At 72.4% G+C, this 23938-nt stretch carries 23 protein-coding genes; 14 read left to right on the forward strand and 9 right to left on the reverse strand.

The features are described from left to right. Window positions 1–2: 2 nt before the first annotated feature. The 11 genes from AB0L37_RS11435 to AB0L37_RS11485 are packed head-to-tail and all read left to right on the forward strand — an operon-like array spanning window position 3 to window position 11557. On the forward strand, window positions 3–1244 hold the full coding sequence (locus AB0L37_RS11435; RefSeq protein ID WP_365502924.1) for a glycosyltransferase: 1242 nt from the start codon (window positions 3–5) through the stop codon (window positions 1242–1244). Beyond that, window positions 1241–2476, forward strand: a complete 1236-nt coding sequence (locus AB0L37_RS11440) for a class I SAM-dependent methyltransferase (protein ID WP_365502927.1) — start codon at window positions 1241–1243, stop codon at window positions 2474–2476. Before AB0L37_RS11435 ends, AB0L37_RS11440 begins: the two co-directional genes overlap by 4 nt. Continuing rightward, complete coding sequence (locus AB0L37_RS11445; protein WP_365502930.1) at window positions 2473–3267, forward strand: glucose-1-phosphate cytidylyltransferase; 795 nt, start codon at window positions 2473–2475, stop codon at window positions 3265–3267. The genes AB0L37_RS11440 and AB0L37_RS11445 overlap by 4 nt, the downstream gene beginning before the upstream one ends. Further along, the gene (locus AB0L37_RS11450; protein WP_365502933.1) at window positions 3264–3911 is read left to right on the forward strand and encodes a PIG-L deacetylase family protein; all 648 of its coding nucleotides are present in this window, start codon (window positions 3264–3266) and stop codon (window positions 3909–3911) included. Before AB0L37_RS11445 ends, AB0L37_RS11450 begins: the two co-directional genes overlap by 4 nt. A 3-nt stretch (window positions 3912–3914) precedes the next feature. Further along, window positions 3915–4940 (forward strand): SDR family oxidoreductase, encoded by a 1026-nt coding sequence (locus AB0L37_RS11455; protein ID WP_365502936.1) that lies wholly within the window; start codon window positions 3915–3917, stop codon window positions 4938–4940. Then, window positions 4928–6211 carry a DUF4910 domain-containing protein gene (locus tag AB0L37_RS11460; protein ID WP_365502939.1) on the forward strand — a complete coding sequence of 428 codons (1284 nt, stop codon included), beginning with the start codon at window positions 4928–4930 and terminating at the stop codon, window positions 6209–6211. The genes AB0L37_RS11455 and AB0L37_RS11460 overlap by 13 nt, the downstream gene beginning before the upstream one ends. A gap of 5 nt (window positions 6212–6216) precedes the next feature. Further along, window positions 6217–7518: a hypothetical protein gene (locus tag AB0L37_RS11465; RefSeq protein WP_365502943.1), complete on the forward strand. Its 1302-nt coding sequence runs from the start codon at window positions 6217–6219 to the stop codon at window positions 7516–7518. Then, window positions 7515–8462 (forward strand): glycosyltransferase family 2 protein, encoded by a 948-nt coding sequence (locus tag AB0L37_RS11470; protein WP_365502946.1) that lies wholly within the window; start codon window positions 7515–7517, stop codon window positions 8460–8462. The genes AB0L37_RS11465 and AB0L37_RS11470 overlap by 4 nt, the downstream gene beginning before the upstream one ends. Continuing rightward, on the forward strand, window positions 8459–9664 hold the full coding sequence (locus AB0L37_RS11475) for a polysaccharide pyruvyl transferase family protein (RefSeq protein ID WP_365502949.1): 1206 nt from the start codon (window positions 8459–8461) through the stop codon (window positions 9662–9664). Before AB0L37_RS11470 ends, AB0L37_RS11475 begins: the two co-directional genes overlap by 4 nt. Before the next feature lie 8 nt (window positions 9665–9672). Then, a complete protein-coding gene (gene rfbC, locus AB0L37_RS11480) occupies window positions 9673–10224 on the forward strand; it encodes a dTDP-4-dehydrorhamnose 3,5-epimerase (RefSeq protein ID WP_365502952.1) in 552 nt (183 codons plus the stop codon). Window positions 10225–10231: 7 nt separating this feature from the next. Continuing rightward, window positions 10232–11557, forward strand: a complete 1326-nt coding sequence (locus tag AB0L37_RS11485; RefSeq protein WP_365503622.1) for a glutamate-1-semialdehyde 2,1-aminomutase — start codon at window positions 10232–10234, stop codon at window positions 11555–11557. A 2-nt stretch (window positions 11558–11559) separates the two neighbouring features. Here AB0L37_RS11485 and AB0L37_RS11490 read toward each other — a convergent pair whose 3' ends face one another. From AB0L37_RS11490 to AB0L37_RS11505, 4 genes are all read right to left on the reverse strand, one after another. After that, a complete protein-coding gene (locus AB0L37_RS11490) occupies window positions 11560–12222 on the reverse strand; it encodes a phosphatase PAP2 family protein (RefSeq protein ID WP_365502955.1) in 663 nt (220 codons plus the stop codon). A gap of 115 nt (window positions 12223–12337) precedes the next feature. Beyond that, entirely contained in the window at window positions 12338–12937 is a 600-nt protein-coding gene (gene thpR / locus AB0L37_RS11495) for an RNA 2',3'-cyclic phosphodiesterase (protein ID WP_365502958.1), read from the reverse strand. 45 nt (window positions 12938–12982) lie between these two features. Beyond that, window positions 12983–13732 (reverse strand): dienelactone hydrolase family protein, encoded by a 750-nt coding sequence (locus tag AB0L37_RS11500; RefSeq protein ID WP_365502961.1) that lies wholly within the window; start codon window positions 13730–13732, stop codon window positions 12983–12985. An 85-nt stretch (window positions 13733–13817) separates the two neighbouring features. Beyond that, window positions 13818–14840 carry a DUF475 domain-containing protein gene (locus tag AB0L37_RS11505; protein WP_365502964.1) on the reverse strand — a complete coding sequence of 341 codons (1023 nt, stop codon included), beginning with the start codon at window positions 14838–14840 and terminating at the stop codon, window positions 13818–13820. A gap of 108 nt (window positions 14841–14948) precedes the next feature. Between AB0L37_RS11505 and AB0L37_RS11510 the strand changes: the two genes are divergently transcribed. Then, window positions 14949–15395, forward strand: a complete 447-nt coding sequence (locus AB0L37_RS11510; RefSeq protein ID WP_365502967.1) for a universal stress protein — start codon at window positions 14949–14951, stop codon at window positions 15393–15395. Between the two features lie 39 nt (window positions 15396–15434). Here the strand turns inward: AB0L37_RS11510 and AB0L37_RS11515 are convergent, their stop codons facing one another. Next, the gene (locus tag AB0L37_RS11515) at window positions 15435–16574 is read right to left on the reverse strand and encodes a helix-turn-helix domain-containing protein (RefSeq protein WP_365502970.1); all 1140 of its coding nucleotides are present in this window, start codon (window positions 16572–16574) and stop codon (window positions 15435–15437) included. Between the two features lie 132 nt (window positions 16575–16706). Between AB0L37_RS11515 and AB0L37_RS11520 the strand changes: the two genes are divergently transcribed. Together AB0L37_RS11520 and AB0L37_RS11525 are read left to right on the forward strand one after the other, a co-directional pair. After that, the gene (locus tag AB0L37_RS11520; RefSeq protein ID WP_365503624.1) at window positions 16707–17717 is read left to right on the forward strand and encodes a ferredoxin reductase; all 1011 of its coding nucleotides are present in this window, start codon (window positions 16707–16709) and stop codon (window positions 17715–17717) included. 7 nt (window positions 17718–17724) lie between these two features. Further along, window positions 17725–18843, forward strand: a complete 1119-nt coding sequence (locus AB0L37_RS11525) for an acyl-CoA desaturase (protein ID WP_365502973.1) — start codon at window positions 17725–17727, stop codon at window positions 18841–18843. Between the two features lie 62 nt (window positions 18844–18905). On the opposite strand, the gene AB0L37_RS11530 is transcribed toward AB0L37_RS11525, so the two are convergent. The 4 genes from AB0L37_RS11530 to AB0L37_RS11545 form a co-directional block, all read right to left on the reverse strand. Beyond that, window positions 18906–20429: an aldehyde dehydrogenase family protein gene (locus AB0L37_RS11530; protein WP_365502976.1), complete on the reverse strand. Its 1524-nt coding sequence runs from the start codon at window positions 20427–20429 to the stop codon at window positions 18906–18908. Window positions 20430–20504: 75 nt separating this feature from the next. Beyond that, window positions 20505–21773, reverse strand: coding sequence for a GAF domain-containing protein (locus AB0L37_RS11535; protein ID WP_365502979.1), 1269 nt, complete (start codon window positions 21771–21773; stop codon window positions 20505–20507). A 129-nt stretch (window positions 21774–21902) separates the two neighbouring features. Beyond that, window positions 21903–22511, reverse strand: a complete 609-nt coding sequence (locus tag AB0L37_RS11540; protein ID WP_365502982.1) for a peptidoglycan recognition family protein — start codon at window positions 22509–22511, stop codon at window positions 21903–21905. A gap of 219 nt (window positions 22512–22730) precedes the next feature. Then, a complete protein-coding gene (locus AB0L37_RS11545) occupies window positions 22731–23915 on the reverse strand; it encodes an ROK family transcriptional regulator (protein WP_365502985.1) in 1185 nt (394 codons plus the stop codon). Window positions 23916–23938: the final 23 nt, after the last annotated feature.

Raw genomic sequence — 23938 nt, forward strand, 5'->3', positions numbered from 1 at the left:
GCATGCACGTCCTCGTGGTGCACAACCGCTACGCGTCGGCCCAGCCGAGCGGCGAGAACAAGGTCGTCGACCAGGAGGTGGAGCTACTGCGCTCGGGCGGCCACCGGGTCGAGCTGTTCGAGCGGCGCAGTGACGACATCGCCGCCCGCTCCCTGCCGGGCAAGGCCGCGCTGCCGCTGCTCGTGCCGTGGAACCCGGCCGTGCGCAAGGAACTCGCGGCCCGGCTGCGCGCCGAGCGGCCCGACGTCGTGCACGTCCACAACGTCTTCCCGCTCCTGTCGCCCGCGGTCCTCGCCGCGTGCGCCGACGCCGGGGTGCCCGCCGTCGCCACGCTGCACAACTACACGCAGATCTGCCCGCCCGGCACGCTGCAACGCGACGGGAAGCCGTGCACCGAGTGCGTCGGCTCGTCGCCGCTGCCCGCAGTGCGGCACGGCTGCTACCGCGGGTCCCGGCTCGCGACGGTGCCGCTCGCGGTCAGCCTCGCGGCCAACCGGCGGCGCTGGTGGACGGGCGTCGAGCGGTTCCTGTGCATCTCCGCGGCCCAGCGCGACGTCCTCGTGGCCGCCGGGATGCCGGCCGAACGTCTCGCGGTGAAGCACAACTTCGTGCCCGAGCCGGGGATCGAGCGGACCGGCGAGGGCGAGCACGTGCTCTACCTCGGCCGGCTCGCCGAGGCCAAGGGCGTACGGCTGCTGATGACCGCGTGGGACGAGCTCGCCGCGGGCGGCGGGGTGGGCGTGCCGCTCGTCATCGCAGGGGCGGGACCGCTGGAGGACGAGGTGACCGCCTGGGCGGCGGGCCGCGACGACGTGCGCTGTGTCGGCCTCTACGACACCGAGCAGTGCCGGCGGGCGATCGCCCGGTCGGTCGCCGTCGTCGCTCCCTCGACCTGGCTGGAGGCGTTCGGCCTGGTGGTCGTGGAGGCGATGGCGGCCGGCGTTCCGGTGGTCGCCGCCGGCCACGGCGCCTTCGTCGAACTCGTCGAGGACGGCAGGACCGGGCTGCTGCACCAGCCCGGCGACGCGTCCTCGCTCGCGGCCGGCATCCGCCGGATCGCGGAAGGACCGGCCCTGGGCCGGGAGATGGGCCGGGCGGCCAGGGACCGGTACGAGCGGGGCTTCAGCCCCGCCGTCGGTCTGGAGCGCCTGCTGGAGGAGTACCGCACCGCGATCGCGGGTCGGTCAGTACTGACTCGTCGCGGGGAGACCCGCGCGAGCAGGGGGGATGGGGACAGTAGATGACACGATGCCGACTGTGCGGCTCGGAGGCGACGGCGAGCGTCGTCGACCTCGGCGCCACACCACCGTGCGAGAGCTTTCTCGCCGCCGACCAACTGGACAAGCCGGAACCGGCGTTCCCGCTCCACCTGCGGGTCTGCACCGACTGCTGGCTGGCGCAGATCCCGCCGCTGATCACGCCTGAGGAGACGTTCAGCGAGTACGCGTACTTCTCCTCCTTCTCCACCTCCTGGGTGGAGCACGCGCGCACCTTCGTCGAGGGCGCGGTCGACAAGGCCGGTCTGGGCGCCGACGCCTTCGTCGTCGAGGTCGCCAGCAACGACGGCTATCTGCTCAAGCACGTGGTGGACCGGGGGATCCGCTGCCTCGGCGTCGAGCCGTCGGTGAACGTGGGCGCCGCGGCGCGCGAGGCAGGGGTGCCGACCCTCACCGCCTTCCTCAGCCCGGAGACCGGCGCGGCCGTCCGCGCCGAGCACGGCCCGGCGGACCTGGTCGTCGCCAACAACGTGTACGCGCACATCCCCGACGTCGTCGGCTTCACCCAGGGCCTGCGCGCCCTCGTCGCCGACGACGGCTGGGTCTCCGTCGAGGTGCAGCACCTGCTGACCCTGATCGAGGAGAACCAGTACGACACGATCTACCACGAGCACTTCCAGTACTACACGGTCGCCTCCGCGATCCGGGCGCTCGCCAGCGGCGGACTCGCCCTCGTGGACGTCGAGTTGCTGCCCACGCACGGCGGCTCGATCCGGCTGTGGGCCCGGCCGCAGGAGGTGGCCGGCGAGCCGTCGCAGCGGGTCACCGATGTGCTGGCCCGCGAGAAGGCGGCAGGTCTCCAGGAGCTGTCCGGGTACGCGGAGTTCGCCGCCCGCGTCGCCAAGGTCCGCCGCGACCTGCTGAAGTTCCTCATCGAGGCGGCCGAGCAGGGGAAGACGGTCGTCGGCTACGGCGCCCCCGGCAAGGGCAACACCCTGCTCAACCACTGCGGCATCCGGCCCGACCTGCTCGCCTACACGGTCGACCGCAACCCGTACAAGCACGGCAGGTACACCCCGGGCACCCGCATCCCGATCCTGCCGCCCGAGCGGATCGCCGACGACAAACCCGACTACGTCCTCGTCCTGCCGTGGAACCTGCGCGAGGAACTCGTCGAGCAACTGGCGTACGTGCACGAGTGGGGCGGCCGCCTGGTCTTCCCCATCCCGGAACTGAGCATTGTCGAGGTCACGCGATGAAGGTCGTCCTGTTCTGCGGCGGTTACGGGATGCGCATGCGCAGCGGGGCCGCCGACGACGTGCCCAAGCCCATGGCGATGGTCGGCCCCCGCCCGCTGATCTGGCACGTCATGCGCTACTACGCGCACTTCGGGCACAAGGAGTTCATCCTCTGCCTCGGCTACGGCGCGCACCACATCAAGGACTTCTTCCTCAACTACGAGGAGACGACGTCCAACGACTTCGTGCTGCGGCGCGGGCAGACCGAACTCCTGTCCACGGACATCTCCGACTGGACGATCACGTTCGCGCAGACCGGCGTCGAGTCCCCGATCGGCGAGCGGCTGCGCCGGGTCCGCCACCACCTCGAAGGCGACGAGATGTTCCTCGCCAACTACGCCGACGTCCTCACCGACGCCCCGCTGCCCGAGATGATCGACAAGTTCGCGAAGCGCGACGCCGGCGCGTCGATGACGGTCGTGCCGCCGCAGTCCTCGTTCCACTGCGTCGACCTCGGCGAGGACGGTCTCGTCGGCGGCATCACGGCGGTGAGCGAACTGCCGCTGTGGGAGAACGGCGGCTACTTCGTGCTCCGCCAGGAGGTCTTCGACCACATACCCGAGGGCGGGGACCTCGTCGCCGACGGCTGCGCGGGCCTCGCCAAGGAGGGCCGCCTGGTCGCGCACCAGCACCGCGGCTTCTGGAAGCCGACCGACACCGTCAAGGAACGCGCCGCCCTCGACGCCGCCTACGCCCGCGGCGACCGCCCGTGGGCCGTGTGGGAGCACGACACCGCAGGGGTGAGCGCGTGATCCGTCTCGGTGCGGGGCCCCTGGAGCGGATCGTCGCCGTCGGCGCGCACTGCGACGACATCGCCATCGGCGCCGGCGGCACGCTCCTGACGCTGTGCCGGGCGCGGCCCGGCCTGCGCGTCGACGCCCTGGTGCTGTCCGGCGGCGGCACCGAACGCGAACAGGAGGAGCAGGCCGCGCTCGCCGCGTTCTGCCCGGGCGCCGACCTGCGCCTGACCGTCCTGAAGTTGGACGACGGCCGGCTGCCCGCCCAGTGGGAGGAGGCCAAGGCCGCCGTGGAGGAACTGCGCGCACAGAGCGACCCGGACCTCGTCCTCGCGCCGCGCACCGACGACGCGCACCAGGACCACCGCGGCCTGGCGCAGTTGATCCCCACGGCCTTCCGCGACCACCTCGTGCTCGGCTACGAGATCGTCAAGTGGGACGGCGACCTCGGCCGGATGGCGGCCTATCAGCCGCTCTCGGTGGAGACCGCCGAACAGAAGGTCCGGCTGCTGCAGGAGCACTACGCCTCGCAGCGCCACCGCCCGTGGTACGACCGCGAGGCCTTCCTCGGCCTCGCCCGGATCCGCGGCATCGAATGCCACCAGCGCTACGCCGAGGCGTTCGCCGTCACCAAACTCACGCTCGACCTGGGGGATTGACCCGTGCGCGTACTACTGACCGGACATCAGGGCTACCTGGGCACCGTGATGGCCCCCGTCCTGGCCGCCGCCGGACACGAGGTCGTCGGCCTCGACTCCGGCCTGTTCGCCGACTGCGTCCTCGGCGAACCGCCCGCCGACCCGTCGGGCCACCGCGTCGACCTGCGCGACGTCACGGCCGACCACGTGGCAGGCGTCGACGCGGTGATCCATCTCGCCGCGCTCTCCAACGACCCCCTGGGCTCACTGGCCCCCGAACTCACCTACGACATCAACCACCACGCCTCCGTCCGCCTTGCCCGGCTCGCCCGCGACGCCGGGGTGCGGCGCTTCCTGTACGCGTCCACCTGCTCGGTCTACGGCGCCTCCGGCGGCGACGACCTCGTCACCGAAGACGCCCCGCTGCGCCCCGTCACCCCGTACGCCGAGTCCAAGGTGCGCGTCGAGGACGACCTGCACGTGCTCGCCGACAGCGACTTCACCCCGGTGTTCATGCGCAACGCCACCGCGTTCGGCTACTCGCCCCGGCTGCGCGCCGACATCGTCCTCAACAACCTGGTCGGCCACGCACTGCTCTCCGGCGAGGTCCTCGTCCTCTCCGACGGCACGCCCTGGCGCCCCCTGGTGCACGCCGCCGACATCGCCCGCGCCTTCACCGCGGCCCTGACGGCCCCTCAAGAGGCCGTGCACGACAGGGCGTTCAACATCGGCAGCGAGACCAACAACGTCACCGTCGCCGAGATCGCCGAGCAGGTCGCCGAAGCCGTGTCCGGCGCGAAGGTGCGCATCACCGGCGAGAACGGCGCCGACCCGCGCTCGTACCGCGTCGACTTCTCCCGCTTCCGCGACGCGATCCCCGGCTTCGACTGCGAGTGGACCGTCAAGCAGGGAGCGCTCGAACTCGCCGACGCCTACCGGAAGTTCGGCCTGACCAAGGAGGACTTCGAGCGGCGCTTCACCCGGCTCGCCGTGCTGCGCTCGGCGAGCGAGGCCGGCACGGTCGACGACACCCTGCGGTGGCGCGGATGACCACGACGGGCGAGGAGATGCACGCCCTGGTGGAGCGGCTCTACCCGCTCTGCCGGAGCATCACCGGCGACGGCGTGCGCGCCACGCTGGACATCGTCGGTGAGTACCTCCCGCTCCAGGTGCACGAGGTGCCGACCGGGACGCAGGTCCTGGACTGGACGGTGCCGCAGGAGTGGAACATCCGGGACGCGTACATCGCCGACGCCACAGGACGCCGGGTCGTCGACTTCGCCGCGTCCAGCCTCCACGTGCTCGGCTACAGCGTGCCCGTGTCCCGGACGATGCCCCTGTCCGAGCTGCGCGCGCACCTGCACACGCTGCCCGAGCAGCCCGACCTGGTGCCGTACCGCACCAGTTACTACAAGCCGGAGTGGGGGTTCTGCCTCAGCCAGAACACCCTGGACGCGCTCCCGGACGGCGACTACGAGGTCCGCATCGACTCCACCCTCGCAGACGGCCACCTCACCTACGCCGAGCACGTGGTCCCCGGCCAGGTGCCCGACGAGGTGATCGTCTCCTGCCACACCTGCCACCCGTCGCTGGCCAACGACAACCTGGCCGGCATCGCCGTCGCCACGTTCCTGGCCCGGACGCTGGCCGAGCAGAACCCGTACCACACCTACCGGTTCATCTACGCGCCCGGCACCATCGGCGCGATCACCTGGCTCGCCCGCAACAAGGAGCGGGTGGAGCGGGTCAAGCACGGCGTGGTCCTCGCCTGCGCGGGGGACCGCGGGCAGCTGACGTACAAACAGAGCAGGCGCGGCGACGCGGAGATCGACCGGGTGATGCGGCACGTGCTCACCGCCTCCGAACGGCCGCACGAGACAAAGGAGTTCACGCCGTACGGCTACGACGAGCGGCAGTACTGCTCGCCCGGGTTCGACCTGGGCGTCGGCTCGCTCACCCGGACCCCGTACGCCGGCTACCCGGAGTACCACACCTCCGCGGACAACCCGGAGTTCGTGTCCCCGGAGGCGATGGCGGACACCCTCGCCGTCTGCCGCGAGGCGTTCGCCGTCCTCGACCGCAACCGGACCTACCTCAACCTCAGCCCTTACGGGGAGCCGCAGTTGGGCCGGCGCGGCCTGTACGACGCCCTCGGCGGCCGCAGCGACACCAAGCAGGCCCAGCTGGCCATGCTCTGGGTGCTCAACCTCTCGGACGGTACGCACAGTCTGCTCGACGTCGCCGAGCGGTCCGGGCTCGCCTTCGACGCCGTCGCCACCGCTGCCGACGCCCTGCGCGGCGCCGGTCTGATCAAGGCGTGAGACCGATGACCACCGAGGGGGAGAAGATGACGGCGGCGGCCGGACCCGCCCGGCGGACCGCCACGCGGGCCGTCGTCGGCCGGCTCTCCTGGGGACTCGCCGACCAGGCGGCCTCCAGCATCTCCAACTTCGCGGTGGGCATCTACGTGGCCCGCTCGCTCGGGCTGAAGGCGTTCGGCGTGTTCAGCCTGGCCTGGGTCACCTACGGCGTGGTCCTCAGCGTCTCGCGGGGCCTCGCCACCGACCCGCTCGTGGTCCGCTTCAGCGGCGTCGCCGACACGGCCTGGCGCGGGGCGGTGGCCCGGTCGGCGGGGACCGCGCTGAGCGTCGGCACCGGCGTCGGCGCCGGCTGCCTGGCGGTCGGCCTGGCCGTCGGCGGCGACGTGGGGCCCGCGTTCGCGGGACTCGGCGTCATGCTTCCCGGACTGCTGCTCCAGGACGCGTGGCGCTACGCCTTCTTCGCCGCCGGCACCGGCCGCAAGGCGTTCCTGAACGACCTGGTGTGGGGCGTCGCGCTCGTCCCCGCCATGGTGGTGGCCGCCCACGTCGGCGGGGTCGCCGCGTTCGTGCTCGCCTGGGGCGGGTCCGCCGCGGTGGCCGCCGTGTACGGCTGCTTCCAGTCCGGGATCCGGCCCCGGACGGCAGGCGCCCGCGGCTGGCTGCGCGACCACCACGACCTCGGCTACCGCTACCTCGTCGAGAACGTGGGCGTCAGCGGCGCGAGCCAGCTGCGCGCCTACGGACTCGGCGCGATCGTCGGGGTCAGCGCGGTCGGCGTCGTCCGCGGCGCCGAACTCCTGCTCGGCCCGTTCATGGCCGTGCTGATGGGCCTCTCCCTGGTCACCGTGGCGGAGGCCGCCCGGGTGGTGCGCGAGGCCCCGCGCCGCCTCGGCCGCTTCTGCCTCATGCTCGGCGCCGGACAGGCCGTCGCCGCGCTCCTGTGGGGCTCGGCGCTGCTCCTGATGCCGGACCGGCTCGGCGGGTTCGTGCTCGGCGGTGTGTGGAGCTCCGCCGCGCAGCTCATCGTGCCGGTCACCCTCGGTGTCGCCGGCGCGGGCCTGGGGACCGGAGCGGCGGCGGGCCTGCGCGCCCTCGCCGCGGCCCCGCGCAGTCTGCGCAGCCAGCTGGTCGCCTCCACCTTGTACGTCATCGGTGGACTCGGCGGAGCGGCAGCGGCCGGCACGGTCGGCTCGGCCTGGGGCGTCGCCGGCGCGACCCTCGCCAGCTCGGCCGTGTGGTGGCTGCATCTGCGATCCGCCCTGCGCGAGCACCACCAACCCCCCATCCGTGAAATGAGGACGCCATGACCCCCCATCCTCGACTGAGCATCGGGCTGCCCGTCTACAACGGCGAGGAGTACCTGGCCGAATCGCTCGACGCCCTGCTCGGCCAGACCTACGAGGACTTCGAGCTGGTCATCACCGACAACGCCTCGACGGACCGGACCGAGGAGATCTGCCGCAAGTACGCGGCCATCGACTCGCGCATCCGCTACCTGAAGCTGCCCCGCAACATCGGCGCCGCCCCGAACCACAACTACGTCTTCACCCAGTGCCGCGGCGAACTGTTCAAGTGGGCGTCGCACGACGACCTCTACGCCCGCGACCTGCTGCAACGCTGCGTCGATGCGCTCGACGAACGCCCCGACGTCGTCCTCGCCCACTCCGGCCAGGCGGTCATCGACGGCCAGGGCCAGGTCACCGTCCCCTACGAGTACGGGATCGCCACCGACGGGCCGAGCGCCCCGGAGCGGTTCCGCAGCTTCCTGTTCGCGCCCGGCGGCGACGACTTCTACGGCGTGATGCGCGCCGACATGCTGCGCCGCGTGAAGCCGCACGACAGCTACCACCACGCGGACCGCACCTTCGTCGCCGAGATCGTCCTCAACGGGCCGTTCCACCAGGTGCCCGAGCTGCTGTACTTCCGCCGCGACCACCCCACCCGCGCCGAGCGCGCGAACCCGTCCAAGCGGTCCCGCTGCGTCAACCTGGACCCGCGCCGGGCGGGCGCGCTGCACCCCACGCCCCGGCTGCTCGCCGAGTACGTGTGGGGCTTCGCCTCGGCGATCCGGCGGGCCCCGCTGACCGCGGCGGACCGGCGTGCCTGCTTCCGCCACCTCGCCGCGTGGATGGCCAGCCGCACCCGGCCCGGCGCGGGGGAGCGGGTCGAGGACCGCGCCCCGGTCGACCCCGCCCAGCTCACCGTCTCCGTGGACGCCCTGGTCGCCGGCCGTGAGGGGCGCCGGGCATGAACTCCGCGCCACGGATCGGGGTGTTCGGGCTCCTCGGCTCCGGCAACCTCGGCAACGACGGCTCGCTGGAGGCCGTCCTCGGCCACCTGCGCAGCGCGCACCCGGACGCCGTCGTGGACGCTTTGTGCGGCGGACCGGAGAGGGTCGCCGCCCGCTACGGGATCCCCGCGACACGGCTGCACTGGAACCGCGCCGAGTACCGCACCGCGTCCCGCGCGGGCGCGGTCGCCGCGAAGGGCCTCGGCAAGGCCGTCGACGCGTTCCGCACCGCCGCCTGGGTGCGCCGGCACGACGTCGTGATCGTGCCGGGCATGGGCGTCCTGGAGGCCACCCTGCCCCTGCGGCCCTGGGGCTTCCCGTACGCGCTGTTCCTGCTCTGCGCGAGCGGGCGGCTCTTCGGCACCAAGGTCGCGCTGGCCGGGGTCGGCGCGGGCCCGATCGGCAACCGGCTGACCCGCGCCCTGATCCGCCGCTCGGCACGGCTCGCCGCCTACCGCTCCTACCGGGACGCCCGGTCCCGGGACGCGCTGCGGGAGATGGGCGTGGACACCACCGGCGACGCGGTCCACCCCGACCTCGCGTTCGCCCTCCCGGCCCCGCCCGCGGGCCCGCCCACGGGCACGGTCTGCGTCGGCGTCATGGACTTCCACGGCAGCGACGACGACCGGGCCCGCGCCGAGCAGATCCACCGCCGCTACCTCGACGGGGTCACCCGGTTCGTCCGCGCCCTCGTCGAGGACGGCAGGCCGGTGCGGCTGCTCACCGGCGACGCGTGCGACGGGCACGTGGTGACGGCCATCCTCGACGCGGTGGACTCCCCGCTGGTCACCGCCGCCGAGACGGCCTCGCTCGCCGACCTGATGAAGGAGACCGCGGCCGCCGACAGCGTCGTCGCCACCCGCTACCACAACCTGATCTGCGCCCTGAAGACCGGCACCCCGACCCTCGCGCTCAGCTACGCCGACAAGAGCGACGCGCTCCTGGACCTGATGGGTCTCGGCGCGTACGTCCACCCGGCCCGCGAGGTCGACGCCGACCGACTCCTCGTGCAATTCCGGGAGTTGGAACGGCACTCGGCGGAACTGCGCGCCACGCTCGCCGAGCGCAACCAGGTCGTCAGCCGCCAACTCGCCGCCCAGCTCGCCGCGTTGAGCGCGGCCCTGTTCCCCGCGACCCACTCCCTGCCCGCCCCTGCCCTGTGAGAGGCCCCATGAAAGCGACCGAAGTCCCCGAGATCGCGGGCGCGTTCCTCTTCGAACCGACGCCGCACGCCGACGAGCGCGGCTTCTTCAGCCGCACCTTCGACGCCGACGTGATCCGCTCGGTCGGCCTCGACCCGCACGCCTTCGTCCAGGACAGCATCTCCCGCTCGGTCCGTGGCGTGATCCGCGGCCTGCACCTGCGCTCCGGCGCCGGTGAGGCCAAGCTGGTGCGGTGCTCGTACGGGAAGGTCTTCGACGTCGTCGTGGACCTGCGGCCCGACTCGCCGACCTACCTGAAGCAGGCCCACTTCGAGCTGTCCGGCGAGACGCAGGCGACCGTGTACATCCCCGCGGGCTGCGCGCACGGCTTCCAGGCGCTGACCCCGACCGCCGACACCTCGTACCGGATCGACCGCCCGCACGATCCCGCCGAGGACGTCACGATCGCCTTCGACGACCCGGAACTCGCCGTTCCGTGGCCGCTGCCGGCCACCCTGATGTCCGCACGCGACCGGGAGGCGCCGAGCCTCGCCCAGGTCCTGAAGCAGAAGGAGGCGTGACATGGGCATCGACACCGAGGAGTTCGACCTCCCCCTGTCGCGAGCGGCGAACGAGCGCCTGCACGCCCTGGTCCCCGGCGGTGCGCACACGTACGCCAAGGGCGACGACCAGTACCCGGAGAACCTGGCGCCGGTGATCAGCCACGGCCGCGGCGCCCATGTGTGGGACATCGACGGCAACCGCTACCTCGAATACGGCTCGGGCCTTCGGTCCGTCAGCCTCGGCCACGCCCACCCGCGCGTGACCGAGGCGGTGCGCCGCGAACTCGACCGGGGCAGCAACTTCGCCCGCCCGTCGATCATCGAGGTCGACGCGGCGGAGCGCTTCCTCGCCACCGTGCCGACCGCCGACATGGTGAAGTTCGCGAAGAACGGCTCCGACGTCACCACCGCGGCGGTCCGCCTGGCCCGCGCCGTCACGGGACGCAGCAGGGTCGCCCTCTGCGGCGACCACCCGTTCTTCTCCACCGACGACTGGTTCATCGGCACGACCCCGATGTCCGCGGGCATACCCGCTTCGACCACCGAACTGACCGTCTCGTTCCCGTACGGGGACCTTGCGGCCACGGAGGAACTTCTCACCCGGTACGAGAACGAGGTGGCCTGCCTGATCCTCGAACCGGCCGGCCAGGCCGAGCCGCCCCCCGGTTACCTGGAGGGCCTGCGTGACCTCGCGCACCGGCACGGTTGCCTCCTGGTCTTCGACGAGATGATCACCGGCTTCCGCTGGTCCGAGGCGGGCGCCCAGGGGATGTACGGCGTCGCCCCCGACCTGTCCACGTTCGGCAAGGCGCTGGGCAACGGGTTCGCGGTCTCGGCCCTGGCCGGGCGCCGCGAACTGATGGAGCGGGGCGGACTGCGCGACTCCCGCGAGCGGGTGTTCCTGCTGTCGACGACCCACGGCGCCGAGACCCACTCCCTGGCGGCCGCGATGGCCGTGCAGACCACCTACGTGGAGGAGGGCATCAGCGCTCAACTGCACGACCTGGGCGAGCGGTTGGCCACCGGGGTCCGCGACGTCGCGGCGAGCATGGGCGTCGGCGAGCACGTCCTCGTCCGGGGCCGGGCCAGCAACCTGGTCTTCGCCACCCTCGACGAGCACGGCCGCCCCTCGCAGGAGTACCGCACTCTGTTCCTGCGCCGGCTCCTGGCGGGCGGCGTCCTCGCCCCGTCGTTCGTGGTGAGCAGCGCCCTCACCGAGGCCGACATCGACCGCACCGTCGACGTCGTGGCCCAGGCGTGCGCCGTGTACCGCAAGGCGCTGGACGCCGCCGACCCGTCACCCTGGCAGGGCGGCCGCCCGGTGAAGCCGGTCTTCCGCCGCCTCGCCTGAGGTCAACGGCGCCCCCGGCGGCCGGAGTCGGCCACCCGGTCGACGCACCACGCGGTCGCCGGGACCACCGCGAGCGCCGTGCACCAGCCGGCGAGCACATCGGTCGGATAGTGCGCGCCCAGCGACACCTGCGCCCACCCCATGGCGGCGCCGGCCGCCAGCGCGACGGCGAGCACCAGCACGGTGCCCGCCGTCCGCCCGAGGCCGCGCCACCCGCTCACGATCAACGCCACCACGACGGCGAGCGCGGTCGCGAAGGCCGTGTGCCCGCTCGGGTAGGACAGGTTGTCCGGGCCGTGGATGGTGCGCCCCACCACGTACTTGAGCAGCGTCGTCGCGACCACGGCGACAGCGGCGCCGGCGACGAGCAACGCCGCCGCGCGCGGCCGGCGCCGCAGGAGACACCCCGCCACGCCCGCCGTGATCAGGAGCGCCGAGCCCGCTGGCTCGCCCCAGAAGTCGATCGCCAGCGCGACGCCGCGCCACGCGCCGCGCACGCTGTCGTCCGTCGGCAGCACGAACCACCGGTCCACCGCGCCGGGTTGGGTGTGCCCCGCGTACATGGCCCCGACCAGGACGACGACCACCGCGGCGAACCCGGCGACGAGCCCGAGCGGGACGCGCAGCAAGGGGGCCAGCACCGGGACGGCCGACCGTGCGGGCACGTCCCGTTCCGCTTCACGCAGGCCGTCCAACGCCGTTCCCCCCGTCGCGTCCGACCCCACCGGTGTCGGGATCGTCCCTCCTTGTCACCCTAACCAACAAACGGGCCCCGGAGGGTCAAAGGCCTTGGCGGGCCCCCGAGTTGGCCAGGGCCCATGCGTCGACGTCCTGATAGCGCCGCGGGCCCGAGTGGCCGCGCACCGTGCTGCCCACCAGATGCAGCCGTTCCGTCCGCCACGTACGCCCGGTGAAGCCGTCGAGGCGGGCGGCCGCCGACGTCACGGACCCGTGGTCGGAGCGGCGCGCGCGGGCCAGCGTGAGATGGGGACGCAGCGGCCGTTCGGGGAAGCCGACACCGCACTCCCTCACCCGTGCGCGCACCGCATCGGCCAGCGCGTGCAGCTGGTCGAGATCGCCCTCGACACCGCTCCACAGCACGCGCTCGTCGAAGTGCCCGCCGCCGACCAGGGCCAGGTCGAACGAGGGGCGGGCCGCCGTCAGGTCGGCGAGAGGGGCTCGGAGTCCCTGGACGGTCCGCACCGGCAGCTCGCCCAGGAAGGCGAGGGTGATGTGCCAGTCCTCGATCCGGTTCCAGCGCAGGTCAGGGCAGTCGGCGTAGGCCGGGCGCAGCGCGTGCGCCAGCTCGTCCTTGGCGTCGTCGGGCGGGGCGAGGGCGAGGAACGCGTACTGGGTGGCGGTCCGGGGCGGTTCGGTCACGGATGCCTTCCTACCTCATCCCACCAGGCCTGATCCCACCAGGCCTCATCCCTCCAGGTTCTCGGCGAGCAGGTCGACGACGTCGCGCCAGGCCCGCCGTGCGTGCCGCGGGTGGTGGCCGACGCCCGGGACCGTGGGGTGGTCGACCGGCGGATGGTGGAAGGCGTGCAGCGCGCCGCCGTAGACGGTGAGGCGCCAGTCGACGCCCGCGGCCTGCATCTCGGCGATGAACGCCTCCCGTTGCGCGGGCGGCATGATCGGGTCCTCCGACCCGACCCCGGCCCACACGGGGCAGCGGATGCGCGCGGCCTCGCCCGGGCGGCCCGTGGTCAGCGCGTTGACCGTCCCGATCGCGCGCAGGCCGACGCCGTCGCGCCCGAGTTCGAGTCCGACGGCGCCCCCGGTGCCGTAGCCGACGGCGGCGATCCGGTCGGGGTCGGTCCGCGGTTCGGCGCGCAGCACGTCGAGCGCCGCACGGCCGATGTCCCTCAGCCGGTCGGGATCGGCGAGCAGCGGCAGGCAGCGGGCCAGCATCTCGTCCGGCTCACCCAGATAGCGCCCGCCGTGCAGATCGAAAGCCAGCGCCACATACCCCAACTCGGCCAGAGCGTCCGCCCTGCGGCGCTCGACATCGCTGAGCCCCATGCCCTCCGGGCCGATCAGCACCGCGGGCCGACGGTCGCTCCCGGCCGGGAGGGCGAGGTGCCCGCGCATCGTCAGACCGTCGGCGGAATAGGTGACGGTACGCGTCGTGATCGTGGTCGTGATCGTTGTCTTGGGGGTCGTCGTGGTCATGCGACGCGACTGTAGTGATCGTCGGGCCCGGCCCGGCCGGGATTCTGCCGGGGGCAGAGGGGCCGGCCCGCGAGGGGCGTGCCCTTCATGGGCCCCGGCGATTGCGCACGAGCGACGAGAGGAACGCGGCCGTGATGAGGGCCACGCCGACGCCGCTCGTGACCGCCTGGGCAACGTCGTAGCGCAGCGTCAGGAAGAGGATGACGGCGAGGGCGCCGATCGCGTAATGCGCCCCGTGCTCCAGGCAGACGTAGTTGTCCAGGGTGCCCCTGCGCACGAGGTGCACGGTCAGGGAGCGGATGAACATCGCGCCGATGCCGAGACCGAGCGCGATCTGGAAGATGTTCCGGCTGATGGCGAACGCGCCCACCACACCGTCGAACGAGAAGGAGGCGTCCAGCACTTCGAGATAGAGGAAGAGGAAGAACGCGGCTCTGCCCACAGCGCCCACGGCCGTTGTGCCGTCGCTCGTGCGCCCTTGCTGCTCGAAGTGCTGGGACAGGCCGCCGACCAGCAGATAGGTGAGCAGCCCCAGAAGCCCGGCGACCAGTGTCGTGGTCAGGGCCTCCGGCTGCGCCAGTGTCACCGCCGAGACGAGCAGAACGCCGAGGGCGAACAGCACCGCCGCCCGGTCGAGCCGCCCCGCCCGTGCCAGGGCGCGTTCGAGGGGAGCCAGCCACCGGATGTCCCGCTCGGTGAGCAGGAAATCGGCGGCAATCATCAGCAGGAACATGCCGCCGAACGCGGCGATCGCCGGATGAGCCCGGTCGAGGTGCTCGGCGTACCTGTCCGGATCCCGGACCGCCATGTCGAGGACGGAGCCCGGACCGAGACGGGCGGCCGCCGACACCACCAGGAGCGGGAGGAACAGACGCATCCCGAAGACGGCGATCAGGATGCCCACCGTCAGGAACATCCGCTGCCAGAAGGCGCCCATCCGGCGCAGCACGGTGGCGTTGATCACGGCGTTGTCGAACGACAGCGACACCTCGAGCACACCGAGGACCGCGACCGAGGCCAGCGCCCCCGGCCCCCAGACGACCAGGGTGGCGACGAGCACCGCCGCGGTGACGCCCGCGGCCCAGCCGAAGGTGCGCAGGACGGTCATCGGGCCTCGCCCTCGGGCCGCGTGAGCAGCACGTCGAGGGCCGGGCGTCGAGGCGCGGGCGCGCCCTGGACCGCGTGTCCGAGCCGGAGGATCATCTGGGGGTCGGATGTGCCCGCCGACGAGGGCGGCGACGTCGTGCTCGGCCTCGACCTCGACGACCCGTGCGACGACGTCATCGACTTCGCCTTCGAGGCGGCGCGACTGCGGGGCGCCCGCCTGCACGTGGTGTCCGCCTGGCACGACCCGAACTTCCTGAGCGTCGGCCCCGGCGAAGTCGCCCTGGCCAAAGGCCCGTTGCGGGCCCGCGAATGGGACGGCTTCCAAGAGGCGGTGCTGCGGATCTGGCGGGACAAGTATCCCGGCGTCGAGGTGGCACGCACCGTCGTCGAGGGGCGGGCCCCGGCGCCGCTCCTGGCGGCCGCCACCGGTGCGGCCCTCGTGGTCGTCGGCCGGCGCCGCCACCTCGAACCCCATGTCGGCCCGCGCACCGGCCCCGTCGCCCACAGGGCGATCCACCATGCGGCCTGCCCGGTGGCGGTGGTCCCGCACGACTGAAAGGCCGGGTAAGCGGTCGTGGCCGGTCCCGCGTACGCGTCAGCCGGCCCGAAGACCGACCGCCAGCGTCAGTTCCAGGACCCGATGGGGCGATGAGAGATCCGGAAACAGCTCCCGCAGCTGTGCCATCCGGTACCGGACCGTCTGGGGATGGACGAACAGCGCCGCCGCCACCTCGTCCCGCCTGCCCTGGTGCAGCAACCAGGCCCGCAACGTCTCCTCCAGCCGCCGGGCGGTCGCCACAGGCAAGGTCCGCAAGGGTGCCAGGGCCCGCGTACGCAGATCTGCGAGCGCCTCCCCGTCGGCGCTCAGCACCAGCTCGGGCAGATGGTCTTCGGTGTCGCGGATGTCGGAGGAGAGGGAGCGCGCGCGTGCGGCGCGTGCGTACGAGGCGGCCGCACGTGCCCAGGGCCTGGCCGGGCCGACCACGGCGGTGCGGTCGGTCAGCTGCCGCAAGAGACGTGATCGGTCGGCGTCCGGGACGAGCAGCACACCGGTGGCGTCCGGCAGATCGTCGAGCACGAGGGTGCCCGGGTCGAGCGCGCGGTAGGCAGGCCGGGCCTGTGCGGCGGGCAGCAGGACCGCGGTCAGGGAAACCGGAGGCTGCCACCCGGCCCGTTGCGCGGAGGCCAGCAGTACATCCGGGCTCGCGCCGGCGAGGAGTTCGCGGGCCAGGTGTTCCAGGTGGAGCTCGTGGGCCCTGCCCCGGGCGGCCAGCTCGTCGGCATGGCCCGCGGCGCTCGCGGCGGAGAGCTCGTCGATGTAGGCGAAGGTCAGCTCGGCGAACTTGGCGACCTCGGCGGCGGGCAGACCCGCGGGTACGGCACCCGCCGCAAGGCATCGCCAGGCCACGCGGGCGCCGACGCGGTAGGCGCTGAGCAGGGCGTCCATCGAACGGCCGTCGCGCACCTCGCCGCGGCCCAGCTCGTAGGCCGCGTCGCCGCCGTCGCCGCCCGTGACGTTCCCGCTCGCGAGATCCAGGTAGTGCCCCAGGGCGGTGCGGACGGCTCGGCGGATGGTGGCGCCCATGTGGCCCGTCAGGGCGTTGGCGTAGGGAGGGACCTCGTCGATGATCGCTTGGACGACCTCGTCAGCGGTGGTCGTCAGTGCGGCCCGAAGCGCGGTGACCGTCGTCTCGTCCAGGGCCAGTTCGCTGGCCCTCCGGATTGCATGACTCACGTTTTTGTTCCCTGCGAACAATTGTGCCGACCGGATTTACGTCCTGCGGTCAGGACTTTACGCCTTGAGGCGCAGCAGGCTGGAGCCATGACGAGTACAGCCCTCCGCAGCAGGGCGTGGAAACTGCTGGAGATGGTCACGACACCGCTGTTGCCGTCGGACTACCTCGATCTGGTCAGCCCGCTGCGTGCGGGCGCCGACCTGCGGGGGCGCATCGAGGCCGTGCACCCGGAGACGGGTGACGCCGCGACCCTCGTGATCAGGCCGGGACGGGGCTGGCGCGGCCACACGGCCGGTCAGTACCTGCGGATCGGGGTCGACGTCGACGGGGTGCGCCTGTGGCGTGCCTACTCCCTCACCTCGCCGACGCACCGCCAGGACGGTCGCGTCACGATCACCGTCAAGGCGATCCCGGGCGGCAAGGTCAGCAATCACCTGGTCCGCAGGGCGAAACCGGGCACGCTGATCCACCTGGATCAGCCGACCGGCGACTTCGTGCTGCCGCAGGCCAGGCCGGCCAAGGTGCTCTACCTGACGGCCGGCAGCGGCATCACGCCCGTGATGGGCATGCTGCGCGACAACGTGTTCGACGACGTCGTCATGATCCACTGCGCGCCTCGGCCGCAGGACGTGATCTTCCGCGACGAACTCCACGGCCTGGCCGCCGACAAGAAGCTGCGGCTCACCGAGGTGCACACCGCCACGGACGGCCTGCTCGACATCGCCCGTCTCGACGAGCTCGTGCCCGACTGGGCCGAGCGCGAGACATGGGCCTGCGGGCCCGCGGGTCTGCTCGACGCCGCCGAGAAGCACTGGGCCGAGCACGGCATCGAAGAGCGCCTGCACACCGAACGCTTCCGCCCGAGCGTCGTCGTCGCCGGCGACGGGGGCGAGGTCACCTTCAGCGGCACCGGCAAGACCGTCGACGCGGACGGCGCCACGCCGCTCCTCGACATCGGCGAGGAGGCCGGCGTGCTCATGCCGTCCGGCTGCCGCATGGGCATCTGCTTCGGCTGCGTCACGCCGCTCAAGGCGGGCGCCGTCCGCGACCTGCGCACCGGCGAGATCACCGAGGCCGAGCCGGGCGTCCTCATCCAGACCTGCGTGTCCGCCGCGGCGGGCCCCTGCGACATCGAACGGTAGGAGCATCTTGACCGCCATTGACCCCACCGCCCACCTGAGCGCGCAGCAGATCGAGGAGCTCGGCCGCGAACTCGACGCGATCCGCGACGAGGTGATCGCCGGCCGCGGCGAGAAAGACGCCGCCTACATCCGCAAGGTCATCTCGGCGCAGCGCAAGCTCGAGCTGGTCAGCAGGGGCGTACTACTGTTCTCGATCTTCCCGCCCGCCTGGCTGCTCGGCACCGCCGGCCTGTCCGTGGCGAAGATCATGGACAACATGGAGATCGGCCACAACATCCTGCACGGCCAGTGGGACTGGATGCGGGACCCGAAGATCCACTCCACCACCTGGGAGTGGGACCACGTCTCGCCGGCCGACCAGTGGAAGCACTCGCACAACGAGCTGCACCACACGTACACCAACGTGATCGGCAAGGACAACGACCTCGGCTACGGCATCATGCGCGTTGACGAGGACCAGAAGTGGCACCCGTTCCACCTCGGCCAGCCCCTGTGGAACTTCCTCAACGCCTGCTTCTTCGAGTACGGCATCGCGGCGTACGACCTGGAGCTCGGCAAGAACCTGCACAAGCGCCGCCGCAAGAACCCGGAGTTCCGCGCGCGGGCCAGGGCCGTCGGCCGCAAGATCCGCAAGCAGGTGCTCAAGGACTACGTGATCCACCCGCTGCTTTCGGGCCCGTCGTTCCTCCCCACGCTCGCCGCCACGTTCACCGCGAACCTGGTCCGCAACATCTGGACCCACTCGGTGATCATGTGCGGGCACTTCCCCGAGGGCGTGCAGGTCTTCGAGCGCCGGTCGATCAACGGCGAGACGCGCGGCCAGTGGTACCTGCGCCAGATGATGGGCTCGGCGAACATCAGCGGCAGCAGGGCCATGCACTTCATGACCGGCAACCTGTCGCACCAGATCGAGCACCACCTGTTCCCGGACCTGCCGAGCAACCGGTACGCCGAGGTCGCGGTGAAGGTGCGCGCGCTGTTCGAGAAGTACGAGCTGGAGTACGTCACCGGGCCGCTGCCCAAGCAGGTGTTCTCCGCGTGGCACAAGGTCTTCCGGCTCTCGCTGCCGAACAAGAGGCCCGGCGTCACGACGCCGGACCGCGAGCAGGAGCTCGTCGCGGCCTGATGCTCCAGTGAGGGAAGGCGCCTGACGGGCGAACGTACGGGTCAGGCGCCTTCACCCGTGGCCTAGAAGAAGCCCAGCTTCTGCGCCGAGTACGACACGAGCAGGTTCTTCGTCTGCTGGTAGTGGTCCAGCATCATCTTGTGGTTCTCGCGCCCGATCCCCGACTGCTTGTACCCGCCGAACGCCGCGTGCGCCGGATACGCGTGATAGCAGTTCGTCCAGACGCGGCCCGCCTGGATGGAACGGCCCGCCCGGTACGCCGTGTTGATGTCGCGGGTCCACACGCCCGCGCCGAGGCCGTACAGCGTGTCGTTGGCGATCTTGATGGCGTCGTCGTAGTCGGCGAAGGAGGCGACCGAGACGACGGGGCCGAAGATCTCCTCCTGGAAGATGCGCATGCGGTTGGAGCCTTCGAAGATGGTGGGCTGGACGTAGTAGCCGCCCGCCAACTCACCGTCGTACTCGATGCGTTGGCCGCCCGTGAGCACCTTCGCGCCCTCCTGCTGGCCGATGTCCAGGTACGAGAGGATTTTCTGGAGCTGGTCGTTGGAGGCCTGGGCGCCGATCATCGTGTCGGTGTCCAGGGGGTGGCCGGGCTTGATGGCCTCGGTGCGGGCGATCGCCGCGTCGAGGAACTCGCTGTAGTGGCCCTGCTGGATCAGCGCGCGGGAGGGGCAGGTGCAGACCTCGCCCTGGTTGAGGGCGAACATGGTGAAGCCCTCGAGGGCCTTGTCGCGGAAGTCGTCGTCCTTCGCCCAGACGTCGTCGAAGAAGATGTTCGGGCTCTTGCCGCCGAGTTCGAGGGTGACCGGCTTGATGTTCTCCGAGGCGTACTGCATGATCAGCCGGCCTGTCGTCGTCTCGCCGGTGAAGGCGACCTTCGCGACGCGGGACGAGGAGGCGAGGGGCTTGCCCGCCTCCACACCGAAGCCGTTGACGATGTTGACCACGCCCGGCGGGATGAGGTCCTTGATCAGGTCCATCCAGACGTGGATCGACGCCGGGGTCTGCTCGGCCGGCTTGATGACCACCGCGTTGCCGGCCGCGAGGGCCGGGGCGAGCTTCCACGTCGCCATCAGGATCGGGAAGTTCCACGGGATGATCTGCGCGACCACACCCAGCGGCTCGTGGAAGTGGTACGCGACGGTGTCGTCGTCGATCTCGGAGAGGCTGCCCTCCTGCGCCCGGATCGCGCCCGCGAAGTAGCGGAAGTGGTCGATGGCGAGGGGGATGTCGGCGGCGAGGGTCTCCCGGACCGGTTTGCCGTTCTCCCAGCTCTCGGCGACGGCGAGCAGTTCGAGGTTCTGCTCCATGCGGTCGGCGATCTTGAGGAGGATGTCGCCGCGGGAACCGGGGGAGGTGCGGCCCCAGGCGGGCGCCGCCGCGTGCGCCGCGTCCAGCGCGCGCTCCACGTCCTCGGCCGTGCCCCGCGCGATCTCGGTGAACGGCTGCCCGTTGACCGGGCTGGGGTTCTCGAAGTACTGGCCACGGGCGGGCGGCACGTACGCGCCGCCGATGTAGTGGTCGTAGCGGGCCTGGTAGGAGACGACGGAGCCCTGCGTGCCGGGCGCTGCGTAACGGGTCATGGTGAGGGGCCTCCTGTGCGTGCTGTCCGCCGTTGGGCAGCTTTCGCGAGGAGGCTAGGAAGCGCGACGTTGCAGCTACGTTGCGTACGGGGACGGGGCGCCCTGTTCCTCGTCGATGGCCGCGAGGCGGGCCAGGACCGGCGCCGTCGGGCGGACCGCGGCGAGCGCCTGCCATACGTCCAGGTCGTCCTCGCCCCACGGGGCGTGCGCCCAGTCGGCGAGCAGGTCGGGGTCGCCGCGGGCGATCAGCGCCGCGCGGAGCTCGTCGGCGATCCTGCGTCGTACACGGGCGACCGCCGGGGCCTGCGACGCGGGCAGCAGCGGCCCGGTGTACGCGGACGCCGCCGCCGTCACCGCCCCGGAGGCCAGGCGCCGCTCGACCGTGGCCAGGTCCGAGTCGACCGGCTGCGCGAGACGGTAGGGGCGCGACGTCAGGACGTCGGGGCCCAGCACCCGGCGCAGGCGCGCCAGTTCGGCCCGGAGGGTCACCGGTGTCACGGACTCGTCCTCGTACAGGAAGCAGAGGAGTTCGTCGCCGGTCAGGCCCTCGGGGTGGCGGGACAGGAGGACGAGGAGTTCGCTGTGGCGGCGGCTGAGGCGGAGTTTGTGGCCGGAGGGGGTGAGCAGGAGGGCCTCGTCGCGGCCGAGGACGTTCAGGCGCAGGCCCGCCTCGGCCGTCGACCGCGGGGCGAGCAGGGCGAGTTGGGACTCGGCCGCGCGGGCCACCGCCTGCACGAACGCCAGGCTGTGCGGATGCGCGAGCCGGTCGCCGCCGGTGATGTCGACCGCGCCGAGCAGCCGGCCCGAGTGCGGGTCGTGCACCGGGGCCGCGGCACACGTCCAGGGCTGCACCTCCCGGATGAAGTGCTCGGCCGCGAACACCTGCACCGGACGGTCCACCGCGACGGCCGTACCCGGCGCGTTCGTCCCCATCGCCGACTCCGACCAGCGGGCCCCCGGCACGAAGTTCATCCGGCCCGCCCGCTGCCGCGTCCCCGCGTGCCCCTCCACGTACAGGAGCCTGCCCTGCGCGTCGCAGACCGCGAGGAGATGCTCGCCGTCCGTCGCGAACGTGCCCATCAGTTCGCGGAACAGCGGCATCACCCGGGTCAGCGGGTGCTCCGCGCGGTACGCCCCGAGGTCGCCGTCGGTCAGCTCCACCGCGGCCGACGCGTCCGGGCTGACGTGCGCGCCCGCCGAGCGGCGCCACGACGCCGCCACCACCGGACGCACCGGACGGGCGACCGTGCCCGCCGCGGTGAACCGGTCATGGGCGCGGCGCACGGCCCGCACGCGCTCGGACGGATCGGCACCCGGCTCCAGGGCGACCCACGGATCGGTCAACTCGGCCTCCCTGCACGGTCCCCCGACGACGGTGGTGCCATCGTCGCTCCCGGGGCGCGGGCCGACAAGGAGCCCGGCGGCACGGGCCCGAGATGGCACATGCCGCACACGGGCGGGTCGCGGTGGTGGTCAGGCGAAGTTGACCATGCGGATGTAGCGCGTCCAGTCCCAGTTCGGGCCCGGGTCGGTGTGGTCGGTGCCGGGCACCTCGACGTGGCCGATGATGTGCTCGCGGTCCATCGGGATGCCGTGGCGGGCGCAGATGGACGCGGTGAGCGCCGCCGACTGCTCGTACATCGCGTCGGTGAAGTAGGAGGGCTGGTCGATCCACCCTTCGTGCTCGATGCCGATGCTGCGCGTGTTGTAGTCCCAATTCCCCGCGTGCCAGGCGATGTTCTTCTCCCGCACCAGCTGCACGACGTGCCCGTCGGCGGAGCGGACCACGTAGTGCGCGGAGACCTTCTTGTCCGGGTTCTGGAAGATGGCGAGCGTGTTGGCGTACGTCTCCTGCGTGACGTGGATGATCACGTAGTCGATCGGATACGACGAAGGGCGGCTGGACACCGTGTAGTTGGAGGTGCTGGCGGGGACGGACTCGGCGGGCGGATAGTCGACCGCGAGCGCCTGCGCGCCGGCGCGGCCCGCGGGCAGCAGCGCGGCCGGCACCGCGGCGGCGGCCCCGGCCTGGAGCAGGCGGCGCCGGCTCGGACGGCCGGGAAGATGTCTTGCTCGGTCCATGACGATCCTGCCTTTCGGCTGGCTGGCTCGTAAGGAGGGGACGGTGGGGGGAACCGGTTCCGGGGTCTCGCGTGAAGTACGGTACGGGGCCCTCGGGCACGGGCGGAAGAGGGCGCGGCCGTGCCTGTGGAGAACGCGCAGAATGTGCACAACTGCACGTCAGAGGTCCGAACCACTGGCGTCCGCCGGGTCAACGAGGCCTGTGTCGCGCCGAGTTGTTCAGACCGCGCCGAGGGGATCGTCGAGGACGCCGCGCACCACCGAGTGCGCCGCGCCGAGCAGCGGGCCGTGCGACGCGAGCCCCGACACGACGACGCCGTCGGCCGGTGTCGCCGTGCGGCGCGTCAACTCACGCTCCAGAGCGGGCAGAAGCCACGGCGCGAGCCGGGCCAGCGCACCGCCGAGCACCACCGCGCGCGGGTCGAGGAGGTTCACCGCGCCGGTCAGCGCGATGCCGAGGGCGGCGCCAGCGCCACGCAGTGCCCGACGGGTGGCGGCGTCGCCGGCGGCGGCCCGCTCGGCGAGCAGCGACACGCGGTCGGGGCCCGGCTCGACCCCCGCCGCGCGCAGCACCGCCTCCTCGCCCGCGTACTGCTCCAGGCAGCCGCGCCCGCCGCACGGGCACGCCGGGCCCTCGGGCCGCACCGGGACATGGCCCAGTTCGCCCGCGAACCCCCGTGTGCCGCGCAGGAGTTGACCGTCCACGACGAGGGCCGCGCCGATGCCGATCTCGGCCGACACGTGCAGGAAGTCCGCGGGGGCCTCCGCGGCCAGCCACAGCTCGGCGAGCGCGCCGAAGTTGGCCTCGTTGTCGACCGTGAGCGGCATGTCGACAGGGAGCAGCGCGGCGACGTCCGTGTCGTGCCAGTCCAGGTTCGGAGCCCGTACGACGGTGTGGGTGTCCCGCGCGACGAGGCCGGGCACTGCGACTGCGAGACCGGCCGGGCGCAGCCCTTCTGCCTCGGCCCGCGTGCTCACGTCCCGTACCAGCGCGGCGAGTTCACGCAGTACCGGACCCGGCGCGCGGCCCCGGTTGCTCACCCGGCGCTCCGCGCGCGCCCGCACGGTGCCGCTCAGGTCCACCGCGCACACCGCGAGATGGTCGACGCCCACCTCGGCGCCGAGCCCCGCCGGGCCCCGGCCGCTGACCGCGAGCGCCGAGCCGGGGCGGCCGACACCGCCGGGTCGCTGCGGGCCGAGCTCCTCCAGGAGCCCGGCCCGGATCAGCTCGTCGACCAGCGTGGAGACGGCGGCCCGGGTCAGTCCGATGTGCTGTGCCACCGCGGCCCGCGACAGCGGACCCTCGGCGGCGACCGCGTGGAGCACACGGGACAGGTTCCGGCGGCGCATGCCGTGCTGGGTGTCGGGCGTGCCCTCCCGGGGCCGGTGCACTGGAGCGGTCATGGCGACATGGTCCCAGGGTGCGC

This window comes from Streptomyces sp. NPDC052225, assembly GCF_040679615.1.
Lineage (GTDB): Bacteria > Actinomycetota > Actinomycetes > Streptomycetales > Streptomycetaceae > Streptomyces.